The sequence below is a fragment of the Sphingomonas sp. BL2 genome, from assembly GCF_056680015.1.
This window is the reverse complement of the sequence record NZ_CM155261.1, coordinates 3,856,834-3,873,033: the sequence shown is the minus strand read 5'-3', so window position 1 is coordinate 3,873,033 and position 16,200 is coordinate 3,856,834. Positions and strand designations below refer to the sequence as shown.

The 16,200-nt window shown below is 65.5% G+C and carries 9 protein-coding genes and 1 pseudogene; 7 read left to right on the top strand and 3 right to left on the bottom strand.

Annotation, left to right across the window (positions count from 1 at the left end; all coding sequences use genetic code 11):
- Positions 1 to 349 precede the first annotated feature (349 nt).
- Both AC1ME3_RS17710 and AC1ME3_RS17705 read right to left on the bottom strand, forming a co-directional pair.
- Positions 350 to 715, bottom strand: a pseudogene (locus AC1ME3_RS17710) (glycosyltransferase); the annotation flags it as partial.
- Between the two features lie 47 nt (positions 716 to 762).
- On the bottom strand, positions 763 to 2,910 hold the full coding sequence (locus AC1ME3_RS17705) for a catalase (protein ID WP_480954218.1): 2,148 nt from the start codon (positions 2,908 to 2,910) through the stop codon (positions 763 to 765).
- 168 nt (positions 2,911 to 3,078) lie between these two features.
- Between AC1ME3_RS17705 and AC1ME3_RS17700 the strand changes: the two genes are divergently transcribed.
- The 3 genes from AC1ME3_RS17700 to AC1ME3_RS17690 are packed head-to-tail and all read left to right on the top strand — an operon-like array spanning position 3,079 to position 6,530.
- A complete protein-coding gene (locus tag AC1ME3_RS17700; protein ID WP_480954217.1) occupies positions 3,079 to 3,870 on the top strand; it encodes an SDR family oxidoreductase in 792 nt (263 codons plus the stop codon).
- Positions 3,863 to 5,698 carry a glycoside hydrolase family 15 protein gene (locus tag AC1ME3_RS17695; RefSeq protein ID WP_480954216.1) on the top strand — a complete coding sequence of 612 codons (1,836 nt, stop codon included), beginning with the start codon at positions 3,863 to 3,865 and terminating at the stop codon, positions 5,696 to 5,698. The genes AC1ME3_RS17700 and AC1ME3_RS17695 overlap by 8 nt, the downstream gene beginning before the upstream one ends.
- A 28-nt stretch (positions 5,699 to 5,726) precedes the next feature.
- Entirely contained in the window at positions 5,727 to 6,530 is an 804-nt protein-coding gene (locus AC1ME3_RS17690) for an SDR family NAD(P)-dependent oxidoreductase (RefSeq protein WP_480954215.1), read from the top strand.
- A 171-nt stretch (positions 6,531 to 6,701) separates the two neighbouring features.
- On the opposite strand, the gene AC1ME3_RS17685 is transcribed toward AC1ME3_RS17690, so the two are convergent.
- A complete protein-coding gene (locus AC1ME3_RS17685) occupies positions 6,702 to 7,805 on the bottom strand; it encodes an NADH:flavin oxidoreductase/NADH oxidase (protein WP_480954214.1) in 1,104 nt (367 codons plus the stop codon).
- A 167-nt stretch (positions 7,806 to 7,972) separates the two neighbouring features.
- On the opposite strand from AC1ME3_RS17685, the gene glgX reads away from it, so the two are divergent.
- From glgX to treY, 4 genes are read left to right on the top strand one after another with little or no spacing between them, the layout of a single operon-like run.
- A complete protein-coding gene (gene glgX, locus AC1ME3_RS17680) occupies positions 7,973 to 10,075 on the top strand; it encodes a glycogen debranching protein GlgX (protein WP_480954213.1) in 2,103 nt (700 codons plus the stop codon).
- Positions 10,072 to 11,778: a malto-oligosyltrehalose trehalohydrolase gene (gene treZ / locus AC1ME3_RS17675; protein WP_480954212.1), complete on the top strand. Its 1,707-nt coding sequence runs from the start codon at positions 10,072 to 10,074 to the stop codon at positions 11,776 to 11,778. Before glgX ends, treZ begins: the two co-directional genes overlap by 4 nt.
- Positions 11,775 to 13,751 (top strand): 4-alpha-glucanotransferase, encoded by a 1,977-nt coding sequence (malQ, locus tag AC1ME3_RS17670; RefSeq protein WP_480954211.1) that lies wholly within the window; start codon positions 11,775 to 11,777, stop codon positions 13,749 to 13,751. The genes treZ and malQ overlap by 4 nt, the downstream gene beginning before the upstream one ends.
- On the top strand, positions 13,748 to 16,198 hold the full coding sequence (treY, locus tag AC1ME3_RS17665) for a malto-oligosyltrehalose synthase (RefSeq protein WP_480954210.1): 2,451 nt from the start codon (positions 13,748 to 13,750) through the stop codon (positions 16,196 to 16,198). Before malQ ends, treY begins: the two co-directional genes overlap by 4 nt.
- The last annotated feature ends 2 nt before the right edge of the window (positions 16,199 to 16,200 follow it).

Genomic DNA, 16,200 nt, shown 5'->3' with positions numbered 1-16,200 from the left:
CCATGCCACCCGGCGCTCGTCCCGTAATCCTGCAAGACGTGAAGACGCGGACGTCGAGCGGGTGCCGAACCTGCCCGCCATGCGCCCGGATCCGGTCAAACAGCGCACGGTCCTCGGCAACGGGCGGGGTGGGGGCGCCACCGATCCGGCGGTACATCGCATGGGTCACCGCGATACTCGCGCCGCCCTCATAGAAATGGCGCGGCCAGGAATCATGCTGTTCGGTCTCGGCGCGCGCGCGGAGATAATCCAGCGCGGTGTAATAGCGTCCGAGCTGATCGAGCCGCCGCCGTGCCACCGCGCCAAGGCTCGCACGGTCGGACCGAAGCGTCAGCGCGCGGCCGGCCACGGCGTCGTTACCCGCGTCGATATGCGCAACGATCCGCACGATCCAGTCCGCAGAGACGTTCGTGTCCGCATCGGTCGACAGCAGCAGATCGGTATAATGCGTGAGCAGCGCGGCCCCCGCGTCAAGCGCTAGCCGCCGGGCCCAACCGGCGTGCCGCGCACCCGGCAGAAGCGAAACGGCCGACCATGCGAGAGTCGCATGCGCCGGCAGCCAGTTCATCAGGATATCGATCGTGCCATCGGTGCAGTCGTTCGCCATCGCGACGATGACGACCTTGCCGCCATAGCGCCCCGCCGCACGATCCAGCGCGTCGAGGCAGCCAAGCAGATACTGGTCTTCGTTCTTGACCGGAATGGCGATCGCCACCGCACGCTGAGCGTACGGTGGCGACGACCCGGGTTTGAACGAAGAGATCAAGCCGCCTCGGGGTTTTCGAACGCGGACGAGTCTAGGTCGACGTTCAGTTCGCGGTCCCAGATGCGCAGCTTGCCCAGCGTCTTGAGGAACGCGTCGACATCGCCCTTGTCGCCCAGCGCGATCACGCCGTCGTCCATGTCCTCGTCCTCGATGCCGGCCTTTTCGAGGAACGGCTTCGCGTCGGCATTGAAGCCGATGAACTTGGCATGCCCGAACGCGTCGCTGACGAAGTCCTTGGCTGTCTTGTCCTTGCCCAGCTTCTTCGCCCCGTCCGCCGAAACGACGATCGCAACGGCATCGTAGAGTACCGACGGCGCGCCATCGATCTTCTGCTTGCCTTCCGCGAGCGTCCCGTCGTCGAGCGTCGCACCGGCAACCTTCGGTGCAATGATCTCGTACGTGGCCTTCGCCGCGACGATCCCGTCGACCAGAGCCTGCACGATCGCTGCCGGAGCCCCGTCGGTAACAAGGATGCCGAGCTTGCGACCCTCGAAGCTGCCGCTGGTGTTCTTCAGGATGCTGAGCGCATCAGAAGCCGGCAGGTCGGTCCGCGTCTCGACCGCAGCCTTCGCCTTTGGCGGCATCGCCTTGAGCCCGAGACCGGTCGCGACCGTCTTCGCCAGCTTCTCGTCGATGTTCAGCAGATGGCCGACCATCAGCTCGCGGATATCGACTCGCTCGACCTTCGACAGCTCGAACGTCAGCGCATCGCCGATGTGCTTCTGCTCGATCTCGGTCTGGCTGATGAAGAACTGCCGCGCCTGGCTGTAGTGATCGGCAAACGTGGCCGAGCGCACCTGCGCCTTACGACCGGTCTCCTGCGACGGGAAGTGCTTGTAGCCCTTTGATGGGCTCTCGCGCGGCGTACCGGCCCAGCTGTTCGGCTCGTAGTTCGCACGACCCTTGCGGGCGTGCATCGCCATGTGGCCGTCCTGCTGGTAATTGTTCACCGGGATCTTCGGCGCATTGATCGGGATATGCGTGAAGTTGGGGCTGCCGAGGCGCTTCAGCTGCGTATCGAGATACGAGAAGTTGCGGCCCTGCAGCAGCGGATCGTTGGTGAAGCCGATCCCCGGCACGATGTTCTGCGTGCAGAATGCGACCTGCTCGGTCTCAGCGAAGAAATTGTCGACGAGACGATCGAGCTTGAAGCTGCCGATGATGCGGACCGGGATCTGCTCCTCGGGAATGACCTTGGTCGCATCGAGCACGTCGAACTCGAAATTGTCGGCGAACTCGTCGTCGAACAACTGCACACCCATGTCCCACTCCGGGAAATTGCCCTGATCGATCGAGTCCCACAGGTCGCGACGATGGAAGTCGGGATCGGCGCCGTTGATCTTGACCGCTTCGTTCCACGCGACCGACTGGAGACCGAGCTTCGGCTTGAAGTGGAACTTGACGTAAGTGCCCTTGCCCTCGGCATTGACGAGGCGGAACGTGTGTACGCCGAAACCCTCGACGAAGCGGAAACCGCGCGGGATGGTGCGATCGGACATGATCCACATGACCATGTGCATCGATTCCGGGGTCAGGCTGATGAAGTCCCAGAAATTGTCATGCGCCGTCTGTGCCTGCGGGAAGCCGCGGTCGGGCTCCTGCTTGGCGGCGTGGATTAGGTCGGGGAACTTGATCGCGTCCTGGATAAAGAACACCGGGATGTTGTTCCCGACGACGTCCCAGTTACCTTCCTTGGTGTAGAACTTCACTGCGAAGCCGCGGACATCGCGCGCAAGATCGGCCGAGCCCTTGTTGCCCGCGACCGTCGAGAAACGCAGGAACATCGGCGTCTTCTCGCCGACTTCGGTCAGGATGCCGGCGCTGGTGAACTCTTCCAGGCTCTCGGTCAGCGTGAACGTGCCATGTGCGCCATAGCCGCGCGCATGGACGACGCGCTCGGGGATACGCTCGTGATCGAAATGGAAGATCTTCTCGCGGAAGTGGAAGTCCTCCAGCAAAGTCGGTCCGCGATCACCGACCTTCAGCGAGTTCTGATCGTCGAATACCGGGATGCCCTGTTGCGTCGTCAACACGTCGCCGTCGCCGCTGGCGACCTGGTGGAGCTCCCCGCCTTCGCCGATCTGCGTCTCGAATTTGGCGCCCTGCGGTGGCGTGCCGGTATCCTTGGCGATGGTCTTGGTCATGTACCGTCCTCGTAACTACTCAGGACCCAAAGCGCGCGGCGTGCCGTAAGAGTTGCACCGGAAACGATGACTTAATCCAGATCAGCAAGATTGGCGGCCGGGTGCGGGCAGGGAGAAATGCCGGAGGGCGCGCGTTAAGCCGCGATAATCCCCAGCGAAAGACCAGCCATGCACATCGACCTGAAGGGCCAGGCCGCGATCGTCACCGGCGCGAGCTCCGGGCTCGGCCGCGCCTCCGCCATCGCCTTCGCCAAGGCCGGCGCCAAGGTTGCGGTCAACTACAACAGCAGCGCGAACAAGGCGCGCGAGGTGGTCGAGGCGATCGAGCAGGCTGGCGGCGAGGCATTCGCGTGCGAAGCGGACACGTCGGACGAGGCGGCGGTGCTGAAGCTGTTCGACGAGATGGTCGAGCGCTTCGGCGGGGTCGACATCGTCTTTGCCAACGCCGGCATGCAGAAGGACGCTGCCTATGCCGACCTGACTCTGGAGGACTGGAAGCGCGTCATCGACGTCAACCTGACCGGCCAGTTCCTCGTCTCGCGCGAGGCCGTCCGCCGGTTCCGCAAGCAGGGTGACCGCGGCGTCAGCCGGTCGATCGGCAAGATCCTGTTCATGAGTTCGGTGCACGAAGTGATCCCCTGGGCGGGCCACGCCAACTACGCCGCGTCGAAGGGCGGCAGCGGGATGCTGATGCGCACGCTCGCGCAGGAGGTCGCCGGCGACCGCATCCGCGTGAACGGCATCGCTCCCGGCGCGATCGCGACTGAAATCAACGAGGACGCGACCGCCGACCAGGACAAGCTGCTCGAACTGATCCCCTACGGCCGCGTCGGCGACCCCGAGGACGTCGCGCGCGCGGCGCTGTTCCTGGTGTCGGATGCGGCGGACTATATCGTCGGATCGACGCTGACGATCGATGGCGGCATGAGCCTGTATCCCGGCTTCCGCGATAATGGCTGACCTTGGGGATAAGCATGGCATATCGATCGCGGACCACGGCGCGATCGGTAATCTGGAGACGATCGCGCTGGTCGATACGGCGGGCACGATCGACTATCTCTGCTGGCCGTGCCTCGACAGCGCGTCGGTCTTCGCGCGGTTGCTCGACGGCGACAAGGGCGGGCATTTCTCGGTCGAGCCCGATCTGCCCGATGCGAACATCGTCCAGATGTACCTGCCCGAGACCAACATCCTGCTGACCCGCTGGATGGCGAACGCGGCGAGCGTCGATCTGGTCGACCTCATGCCGGTCGGCAACGACAAGGACGACGCGCCGTCGCGACTGGTTAGGCGGCTGACCTGCACGCGCGGGTCGGCGACGGTCCGCGTCCGCTGCGCCCCGCGGTTCGACTATGGCGTGATGGGACGCATGGCCTCCGTCACGACGTCGGAGGCGGACGTATCGCGCGGGCGGTTCGATCACGAAAGCGGCCTCGCGCTCGCGGTTCACGGCGCAGCGACGCTTAACGCGGACGGTTGCGACCTGACGGCGGAGATCCACCTCAACGAAGGCGACACCGTCTCGCTGATCCTCAGCAACCCCGACGACGTCTCGCTCGATACCGAGGCGCTCGATGCGATCGTCGAGAAGGACATCGCCTATTGGCGCGCATGGAGCCGCAAGTCGCGCTACCGCGGCCGGTGGCGCGAGACCGTCGAGCGCTCGGCAATGGCACTGAAACTGCTCACCTCGCGCAAGCACGGCTCGATCGCCGCCGCCGCCACCTTCGGCCTGCCCGAAGCGCATGGCGGCGTGCGCAACTGGGATTACCGCGCGACGTGGATCCGCGATTCCTCGTTCACCGTCTACGCCTTGCTCCGGCTCGGCTACCAAGGCGAAGCGGTCGGCTTCCTCCATTGGGCGATGGACCGCGCACAGGCGTGTTCGAAGGGCCATCTTGGCGTGATGTACGCGCTCGATGGCGGCGAGATCGCCGACGAACGCAAGCTCGACCTCGCCGGGTTCGAGGGCGCAACCCCGATCGTCGTCGGCAACGAGGCGAAGGACCAGACGCAGCACGACATCTACGGCGCACTGCTCGACGCGACCTATCTCGGCAGCAAATACGGCGAGCCGATCGCGCATGACTCGTGGGTCGCGATCGGCCGGATCGTCGATCAGGTCTGCGAGACGTGGGACACGCCGGACTCAGGGATCTGGGAAGTCCGCGGACCGAACAAGCATTATCTCCACTCGCGCCTGATGAGCTGGGTCGCGGTCGATCGCGCCGTGCGGCTGGCGCAGAAGCGTTCGCTCCCCGCGCCGCTGGTCCGATGGTCGGAGACGCGGACGGCGATCCACGACGATATCTGGGCGAACTTCTGGAACGACGATCTCGGCCGCTTCGTCCGCGCGATCGGCGATGCGCCCGAGGACAAGGCGGTCGACGGCGCATTGCTGATGATGCCGCTGGTCCGCTTTGTCGGCGCGACCGATCCCAAGTGGCTCGCGACGCTGGAGGCGATCGGCGAGGATTTGTCCGACGACGGGCAGGTCTATCGCTACCGGATCGACGACGGCTTGCCGGGGCAGGAGGGAACGTTCGTCGCCTGCTCGTTCTGGTACGTCGAATGCCTCGCGCGCGCCGGCCGGCTCGATGAGGCGCGGCTGAACTTCGAGAAGTTGCTCGCGCATGGCAACCATCTCGGTCTGTTCGCCGAGGAGATCGCGCAGGACGGCAGCTTCCTCGGTAATTTCCCGCAAGGCTTCAGCCACTTGGCGCTGATCAGCGCGGCCTTCTACCTCGACCGCGCACTCGACAGCGACGGTCCGCGCGAATGGGCATGACCATTTTCACTGACGTAAGGACGACAACATGAACCTCGATATCACAGGCAAGATCGCGCTCATCACCGGCGCGGACAGCGGCATGGGCAAGGAAACCGCCCGGATGCTGCTCCAGGAAGGCGTCCGCGTCGCGATCACCGACCAACCCGGCGGTGATCTTGACGCGAGTGTCGAAGACCTGAAGGCGCACGGCGAAGTGATCGCGGTCGAGGCCGACCTGACCAAGCTCGACGACGTGAAGGCCCTGTTCGCCAAGGTCCGCGAACAGCTCGGCGAACCCGACATCCTGGTCAACTGCGCGGGCGTGACCGGCGCGACCGGCGACTTCCTCGACGTCGACGATGCCGGCTGGCAGTCGACGCTCGACATCAACCTGATGGGCGCGGTGCGTGTCTGCCGCGAGGCGATCCCGGCGATGCGCGCCGCCAAATGGGGTCGCATCGTGCTGATGAGCTCGGAGGACGCGGTGCAGCCCTATGTCGACGAACTCGCCTATTGCGCGTCGAAGGCCGGCATCTCCAGCCTGTCGAAGGGGCTATCGAAAGCTTACGGCTGCGACAACGTGCTGGTGAACACCGTCTCGCCCGCGTTCATCGCGACGCCGATGACCGACAAGATGATGCAGAAGCGTGCCGACGAGAGGGGCACGAGCTTCGACGAGGCGATCGAGACGTTCCTCGAGGAAGAGCGGCCGGGGATGACGTTGAAGCGTCGCGGGACGGCGGAAGAGGTTGCGTCGGCGATTCTGTTCCTGTGCTCGGAACGGGCGAGCTTCATCAACGGCGCGGATATCCGGGTGGATTCGGGCTCGGTGATGACCGTCGCGGGGTGAACGCTCAGGCATCGCTAGAGCGTAACTAAGAAATCCTCCCCCGCCAGGGGGAGGTGGCAGGCGCAGCCTGACGGAGGGGGAGGCAGGCAAAACCTCTGTTCCGTGTCCTCCCCCTCCGTCGCTCCGCGCCACCTCCCCCTGGCGGGGGAGGATCGTGGAAGCAGAGGCTGCTTACCCCTCGAACAAATCCTTAAACTGCCGCGGTTGCGACCGCAGATACTGCTTCGGCGCCTTCACCTTGCCCCCAAGATGCGCCGCCGCATGCCAGGGCCAGCGCGGATCGTACAGGATCGTCCGAGCCAGCGCGATCATGTCCGCATCGCCCGTGCCGACGATCGCCTCGGCCTGCTCGAAATCGGTAATCAGCCCGACCGCGACCACCGGGATCGACACTGCCTGCTTCACCGCACGCGCGAGCGGCACCTGATAGCTGGGCCCGACCGGGATCTGCTGCGCCGTCATGATCCCACCGCTCGAGACGTGGATCGCACTGCACCCACGTGCCTCCAGAGCCTTCGCAAACGCCACCGTCTGCTCCGAATCCCAACCGCCCTCGGCCCAGTCGGTCCCCGAAACGCGCATCGTCACCGCGCGCTCCGCCGGGAACGCAGCCCGGACCGCATCGAACACCTCGAGCGGGAACCGCATCCGGTTTTCGAGACTGCCGCCATATTCGTCCTCACGCCGGTTCGACAGCGGTGACAGGAACTCGTGCAGCAGATACCCATGCGCCGCATGCACCTGCACCGCGTCGATCCCGAGCCGCGCCGCGCGCACCGTCGCGGCCACGAACGCATCGCGGACGCGCGTTAGCCCGTCGCGGTCGAGCGCGACCGGAGCATTCTCCTCCGGCAGGAACGGCACCGTTGAAGGCCCCTCGGTCTGCCACCCGTTCGGCTCGCCCGGTGCGATCTGCAGCCCACCCTTCCAAGGCACCTCGCACGACGCTTTCCGCCCAGCGTGCGACAACTGGATCGCGATCGGCATGTCGGACCAGCGCCGCACGCTCTCGATCACCCCCGCCATCGCCGCCTCGGTCGCATCGTCGTACAGCCCGACGTCGCCATGCGTGATCCGCCCCTCGGGCAGCACCGCGCTCGCCTCGATCGTCAGCAGCGCCGCGCCCGACAGCGCGAGCTGGCCCAGATGAATCTGGTGCCAGTCGTTCATGCAGCCGTTGGTCGCCGAATACTGGCACATCGGCGCGATCACGATCCGGTTGGCGAGCGTCAGGTTGCCGACCTGGAGCGGCTCGAACAGTTTCGGCCCGCTCATGCGGCGATCGATCGGATGGAAGGCATACGCAGGTCCTTTGATCTGTGAGAAGGTGCGGCGAAAACTCGCTGCTGCGTGCGGAACATAGGAACGGGCGGGCGGGTTTCACGGCAAGGAATGCTGCACCGCGATAAAGCTCGGTCGGCGACACGAAAAGGGTCCACGCATTGCATCTACTGCCCGACACGCTCGACGCCGGCTCGGCCTATCCCCTCGGCGCGACTTTCGACGGCCTCGGCGTCAACTTCGCGGTCTATTCCGCCAATGCCGAGAAGATCGAGCTCTGCGTCTATGACGAGACCGGCCGCCGCGAGCTGAAGCGCTATCCGCTGCCCGAATGGACCGACGAAGTCTGGCACGGCTACCTCCCCGACGCACAGCCCGGCCTCGTCTACGGCTTCCGCGCGCATGGCCGGTACGCGCCCGAGGAAGGCCACCGCTTCAACCCCAACAAGCTGCTGCTCGATCCGTACGCCAAGCAGATGGTCGGCGAGCTCCGCTGGACCGACGCGATGTACGGCTACCAGGTCAAGTCGCCGCGCGCGGACCTGAGCTTCGACAAGCGCGACAGCGCGCTGACAATGCCCAAGGGTGTCGTGACCGACAGCCATTTCGACTGGTCGCGCGACGTGCGCCCGAACACGCCCTGGTCCGAGACGGTGATCTACGAGGCGCATACCAAGGGCCTGACCAAGCTGTTCGAGGAGGTCCAGCCCTCCGAACGCGGCACCTTCGCGGCGCTCGGCAATCCCAAGGTCATCGATCACCTCAAGCGCCTCGGCGTCACCGCGATCGAGCTGTTGCCGATCCACACCTATATCCAGGACCGCTTTCTTCAGGAAAAAGGCCTGCGCAACTACTGGGGCTATAACACCCTCAATTTCTTCACGCCCGAGCGCTCGTTCTTCGCGACCGACAGCCACGACGAACTCCGCCGCTCGATCCGCCGCCTCCACGCGGCCGGGATCGAGGTGATCCTCGACGTCGTGTACAATCACACCTGCGAGGGCTCCGAACAGGGTCCGACGCTTTCCTGGCGCGGTCTGGACAACGCGAGCTACTACCGCCTCGTCAAGGACGACCCGCGCTATTCGATCAACGACACCGGCACCGGCAATACGTTGAACCTCACCAAGGCTCGCGTCATCCAGATGGTCGCGGACTCGCTCCGCTACTGGGCGACCAGCTTCGGGATCGACGGCTTCCGCTTCGATCTCGGGCTGACGCTCGGCCGTACGGATACCGGCTTCGATCCCGGCGCAGGGTTCTTCGACGTGCTCCGCCAGGATCCCGTGCTCGGGAGGCTGAAGCTGATCACCGAGCCCTGGGACATCGGCCCCGGCGGTTACCAACTCGGCAACTTCCCCCCCGGTTTCGCCGAGTGGAACGACAAATACCGCGACACCGTGCGCAAATTCTGGCGCGGTGATCATGCCCAGCGCGCCGATCTTGCCGCGCGCCTGACCGGCTCCGCCGACCTGTTCGACCGCCGGGCGCGCCGCCCCTGGGCGAGCGTCAACCTGCTCGGTGCGCATGACGGCTACACGCTCGCCGATACGGTCGCCTACGAGGAACGCCACAACGAGGCGAACGGCGAAGACAACAACGACGGCCACTCGAACAACTGCTCGCGCAACTGGGGCGTCGAAGGTCCGACCGATGACCCCGCGATCCTCGAGACCCGGTCGCGCGTGATGCGCTCGATGCTGACCACGCTGTTCGCCTCGCTCGGCACGCCGATGCTGGTCGCGGGCGACGAGTTCGGCCGCACGCAGAACGGCAACAACAATGCCTATTGCCAGGACAACGAGATCAGCTGGCTTGACTGGAACAAGGCCAAGTCCCCCGAGGGCGACGCACTGATCGACTTCACTGCGCGCCTGATCGCTCTCCGCCGCGACTACCCGATGCTACGCGCCGGCAACTTCCTCTACGGCGAAGACACGCCCGCGGAAGGGCTGAAGGACATCGAATGGTGGGACGAGCGTGGCCTGCAACTGACCTCCGAGGACTGGGAAAATACCAATGGCCGTGCGCTGGTGATGCGCCGCGCATGCGAGCGGGAGTCGGGCGAGGTGCAGGTCATCTCGTTGCTGCTCAACGCCTCGGAAGGTCCGCTGACGTTCCACATGCCGCCGCCGGCAGAGGTCGAGCGCACCGTGCTGATCGACAGCAGCAAGCCGGAGCAGGGCGCGACTTTAATCAAGGACAGCTACGAACTGCCCCAACAGGGCGCGGCACTACTCTCCTGGACGATCGCAGCGGCATGACCTGGGGGCCGACGCTTTCCGAGGACGGAACGGTCTTCCGTCTCTGGGCACCTGACCGCAACGAAGTGACCCTGGAGATCGCGGACGGCGACGCGGTCCCTATGACCCGCGACCCGGAGGGGTGGTTCAGCGCGAAGGCCCCCGTCAATCCCGGCAACCGTTACCGGTTCAAGCTTGCCGACGATCTGACGGTCCCAGACCCGGCCTCGCGATTCCAACACGGCGGCGTCCACGGCTGGAGCGTCGTCGTCGATCCTGACGCCTACACGTGGAGCACCTTGGACTGGTGCGGCCGGCCGTGGGAAGAGATGGTCATCCAGGAGGTCCATGTCGGCACGCTCGGCGGCTTTGCAGGTGTCGCGGACCACCTCCCGGCGTTCGCCGAACTCGGCATCACCGCAATCGAACTCATGCCCGTCAACGCGTTCGGCGGCACGCGCAACTGGGGCTATGACGGCGTGCTCCCCTACGCCCCCGCCGAAAGCTACGGCACCCCCGACGATCTGAAAGCGCTGGTCGACCGCGCGCACGATCTCGGCCTCGCGGTGTTCCTCGACGTGGTCTACAATCACTTCGGCCCGGACGGAAACTACCTCGGCGCCTACGCGAAGGGCTTCTTCCACCCCGAAGTCAACACTCCCTGGGGCGGTGCGGTCGCGGTCGACCAGGCGCCGGTCCACCGCTATTTCGTCGACAACGCGCTGATGTGGCTGAACGAGTACAAGTTCGACGGCCTTCGCTTCGACGCGGTCCACGCGATCGAGAACGACGCCTTCCTCGACGCGATGGCCGCGGAACTGCGCGAGAAGACCGCCGGCCGCCACGTCCACCTCGTCCTCGAGAACGAAGGCAACGATGCCGATCGCCTCCATTCCGCCGCGTTCGACGCGCAGTGGAACGACGATTTCCACAACGTCCTCCACGTCCTGCTCACCGGCGAGACCAGCGCCTATTACGCCGACTTCGCCGACCGCCCCGCCGAACGCCTCGCGCGCTGCTTGGGCGAAGGCTTCATCTACCAGGGCGAAGGCTCCCCCAACCACGACGGCAAGCCGCGCGGCAAACCCAGCGCGCACCTCTCGCCGACCGCATTCGTCGCGTTCCTCCAGAACCACGACCAGATCGGCAACCGCGCGATGGGCGAACGCCTGACGCTGCTCGCCGACCGCCAGAAGCTCCGCGTCGCCACCGCGTTGCTCCTGCTCGGCCCTCAGATCCCGCTGCTCTTCATCGGCGACGAGCACGGCAGCGAAAGCCCGTTCCTGTTCTTCACCGACTTCCACGACGAACTAGCCGACGCGGTTCGCGAAGGCAGGCGGAAAGAGTTCGCCAAGTTCGCCGCCTTCGCCGACCCGGAAGCGCGCAAAGCGATTCCTGACCCGAACGCGGTCGAAACCTTCGAGCGCTCCCGTGCGCGCGGCGGCCCGGATGAAGCCGATTGGAAAGATCTGTACATCACGCTTCTAACGCTCCGCCACGACGCGATCATCCCTCGTCTGCGGGGCACGAAGTCGATTGGCGCCGAAGCGATCGGGGAGGGGGCCGTCGTCGCACGCTGGCAGATGGCGGACGGCGCGATCCTCACGATTGCGCTCAACCTTGGCGATGAAGTCGTTGATTTTCCTGAAAGGGAGGCTTCGCCGATCTTCAGCGAGGGCGAGCCCGGACAAGTTGCCAGCGTGGCAGTCTGGCTGGATCGATGAGCAGTCTCCGAACGCTCGCTGTCGCAGCCGGCCTGCAACCCGAATGGCAGGACGCAGCCGGTCGTCGCCAGACCGTTACCGACGATGCGCTGCAGGCGATCCTGGAGTGCCTGGGCCATCCGTCCAAAAGCGAAAAGCAGGTCGCCGACAGCCTCGCCGCAATCGAAGCGCGAGACGCGCAGGGCGTCCGCTTCTTGTCGGTCGATGTGGGAGACCCGATCCGGCTGGCATCAAAGGTATCAGGCAAAGCCAAACTTACGTTCGAAGACGCTACGACGCACCCCGTCACGGTCGAAAGCGGCGAGTTGAGTCCGATAAGAAAGAGCGGCTACCATAAGCTTGAAATCAATGGCGAAGTCGTCGACATTCTCGTGGCGCCGCGCCGCTGCTACACGATCGCCGACGCGCTACCGGGCCGCAAACTCTGGGCCCCCGCCGTCCAGATCCCCAGCCTTCGCACCGACGGGCGGAAGGCGTTCGGCGACTTCGTTTCGCTAGCCGATACCGCTCGAGCCTTCGGCCAACGCGGCGCCGATGCCCTCGCGATCAGCCCGACGCACGCGTTGTTCCCCGCCGACGCCAGCCGATACAGCCCCTACGCGCCCTCGAGTCGGCAATTCCTCAACGGGCTGTACAGTGACCCGGCCGCATTCGATGCACAGTCCGACAGCCGCGACTTCCCCGAACTGATCGACTGGCACGCGGCGATCCCCGAAAAGCTCGCGCGACTACGCAACAGCTTCGACCAAGCGCTTCCACAGATTGAAGAAACCCTGACGGCGTTCAGGCGACACGGTGGCGACGACCTCGAACGCCATGCCGAGTTCGACGCCCTCCACGCACACTTCTTCGCGACTACCGATGCACGCGGCTGGCAGCAATGGCCGGTCGACTATCACAATCCCGCCAGCCCCGCCGTCCGCCGCTTCGTCGCGGAGCATGCGAACGACGTCACGTTCTACATCTTCCTGCAGTGGCTAGCGCGCCGCGACCTCGACGCTGCGCAGACGGCCGCCAAGGACGTCGGCATGGCGATCGGTCTCATCGCCGATCTTGCTGTCGGCATGGACCCCGGCGGCAGCCACGGCTGGAGCCGGCGCGGCGACTTGCTGACAGGGCTCTCGATCGGCGCGCCGCCCGATCCGCTCGGCCCCGACGGGCAAAGCTGGGGCATCACCGGGTTCGATCCGCAAGCGCTGCGCGATACCGGCTTCGCTCCCTTCATTGCTACGATCCGCTCAGCGCTCACGCATGCCGGTGGCATCCGCATCGACCACGCGTTCGGCCTTCGCCGCCTCTGGGTCGTCCCCGAAGGTGCGTCGGCCGCGGAGGGCGCCTACCTCGACATGCCGTTCGACGACCTGATGCGGATCGTCGCGATGGAATCGCAGCGTGCCAAGGCCATCGTCATTGGCGAAGACCTCGGCACCGTCCCCGACGGCTTTCGCGAGGCGATGGACGCCCGCGCCATGCTCGGGATGCGGGTGTTGTGGTTCGAGCGCGACGCGGACGGCTTCGTGCCGCCCGCCAAATGGTCGCCCGACGCGGTGGCGATGACCGGTACGCACGACCTTGCCACCGTCGCAGGGTGGTGGAGCGGTCGCGATATCGACTGGACATGGGACCTTGGACGTAAGTCGGAAGCCGCCGACAAACCCGCAGACCTCGCCGCTCGCGCCGAGGACCGCGTCGCGCTCTGGTCTGTATTCGACACCGGCACCGAACAGCCCACCCCCGAAGACGCCGATCCGGTCGTCGACGCAGCGATCGCACACGTCGCTGGCACGCCTTGCACGCTCGCCATCATCCCGATCGAAGATCTTGCCGGACTGGTCGAGCAACCCAACCTCCCCGGCACGATCGGCGAACATCCCAATTGGCGCCGCCGCATGCCCGACACGACCGAGGCGCTGCTCGCCCGACCCGAAGTCGCCGCTCGCATCGACACGCTCAACGCCACGAGACCCGCATGATCCCGCTTACAACGCCGCGCGCAACCTATCGCTTCCAGTTCCACAAGGACTTTACCTTCGCCGATGCCGAAGCGCTGGTGCCGTATCTCGACGGGCTCGGAATCAGCCACCTCTACGCCTCGCCGATCACCACCGCGCGTAGCGGGTCCACGCACGGCTACGACGTGGTCGATCCGACCCGGATCAATCCCGAACTCGGCGGCGAGGACGCTTTCCGCAGCCTCGTCGGAGCGCTGCGTGCGCGCGAGATGGGCGTCATCATCGATATCGTTCCGAACCACATGGGCGTTGCCGGAGGTGAGAACACGTGGTGGAACGACGTTCTAACACATGGTGAAAACAGCGAATTCGCGCGCTACTTCGACATCGACTGGCGCGAGAAGCTCGTCCTCCCGATCCTTGGCGATCCGCTCGCCGAGACGCTGGCCAGGGACGCGCTGAAGGTCGAGCAGGTCGACGGCCGCTACGTCCTCGAAGCATACGGCGAGCACCGCCTGCCGATCCGCGACGAGGATCAGGCCACCGCTGCGACCGACGACATCGCTGCGCTAATCGACCGCCAGCATTACCGCCTCGCCTCGTGGCGCGTAGCGAACGACGAACTTAACTGGCGACGGTTCTTTACGATCAACGACCTTGCCGGCCTTCGTGCCGAAGATCCGGTCGTGTTCGAGGCTACGCACGCGCTCTATTTTCGCCTCTACGCCGAGGGCCTTATCGACGGCGTCCGTGTCGATCACGTCGACGGCCTGACCGACCCCGCCGGCTATTGCCGCACCTTGCGCGCAAGGCTCGACGCGCTCGAACGTCCCGCCGACGCGCCGGCTGGGCCTGCCTACATCGTCATCGAGAAGATCCTTGCCGATGGCGAACCGCTCAGCACCGATTGGGGCGTCGACGGTACCAGTGGGTACGATTTCATGGAGCAGGTCACGGCTTTGCTCCACGCCCCCGCTGGCGCTGAACCGCTTGCCGAGCTCTGGGCAAAGACAAGCGGTCGCTCCGCCGACTTCGCGCCCGAGGAACTGCGCGCGCGGAAGGAATTGCTCGCGTGGCAGTTCGATGCGCAGCACCGCCGCTGCGTCGAGGCGTTCGTGGCGCTGGCCCGCTCGACACCCGACTGCGATGGACTGACGAGGGGCATGCTCCACCGCGCGATCGAGCGGCTGCTTTGGGTCTTCCCGGTGTATCGGACCTATGGAACGGGCGAAGCCGCGCCGCTCGCAGACGCCGGGATCCGCGATACCGTCCGCCAGCGGGTTGCGGAGTTCGTCCCGCCCGGCGAAGGCGCGGTCGTCGACCGGATCCTAGGTTGGTTGGCAGGCGAGGGGCCAGGCGATGTCGCACTCGCCGCCGAAGCGGTTCGCAAATTCCAGCAACTCTCTGCACCGATCGCCGCCAAGGCGGTCGAGGACACAGCGTTCTATCGCTATGGCCGCCTGCTTTCGCGCAACGACGTCGGGTTCGACGCCGCGCGGATTTCGCTCGATATCGATGCGTTCCACGCCGCGATGATCGAGCGTGCCCGCGATTGGCCGTCCGCCATGCTTGCCACCGCGACGCACGACCACAAGCGTGGTGAGGACGTTCGCGCGCGTCTCGCGGTGCTGAGTGAAGTCACCGATCTCTGGCGGGCACGGGTCGCGCATTGGCTCGAACTCGCTGCCCCTCATGCAGAAGGCGTCGATCCCGCCGACACCTATATGCTGCTCCAGACGCTGTTCGGCGCGTTGCCGACGAACCTTCACGCGCCGGACGCCGAGGCCCTTTCGGAGTATGCAGAGCGGATCGTCGCGTGGCAGGAAAAGGCGTTGCGCGAAGCCAAGCTCCGGTCGTCCTGGGAGGCGCCGGACGAGGCGTACGAGATTCGCTGTCACGATCTGGCGCGGGCGTTACTCGATCCCGAACGGTCGACGGACTTTCTTGAGGACATGACGGCATTCGTCGAGCGGATCGCCTCCGCCGCGGAGCAGAACGGCCTCGCGCAGGTCACGTTGCGCTATACCGTGCCGGGCGTGCCGGATCTGTATCAGGGTACCGAGATCGCCGATCTGAGCCTGGTCGATCCGGATAACCGGCGGCCGGTCGATTATGCCGTTCTGCGCGATGTGCTGCGGGCCGGCGATGCGTCCAAGATGCGGTCGATCAAGCATCTGCTGGACTTGCGGCGGGCGCATCCCGCGTTGTTTTCGAACGGTAACTATGCGCCGATCGCCGTTACCGGCGAGAGGAAAGACCGTGTCATGGTTTTTCAGCGGGAGCATGAGGGGGTGACGCTTCGCTGCACCGTCGCATTGCGGTGTGCCGAGCGCTATCTCGAAGGGATGACGGCGGCCGACTGGTGGGGCGATACCGCGTTGTCGTCTGGCGAGCCGATCCTCGAACTGCTCGGCGAGGATGGCGTGCGCGTCGATCTCATGGCATCGGATCCAGCGCTGGCAGCGTGATC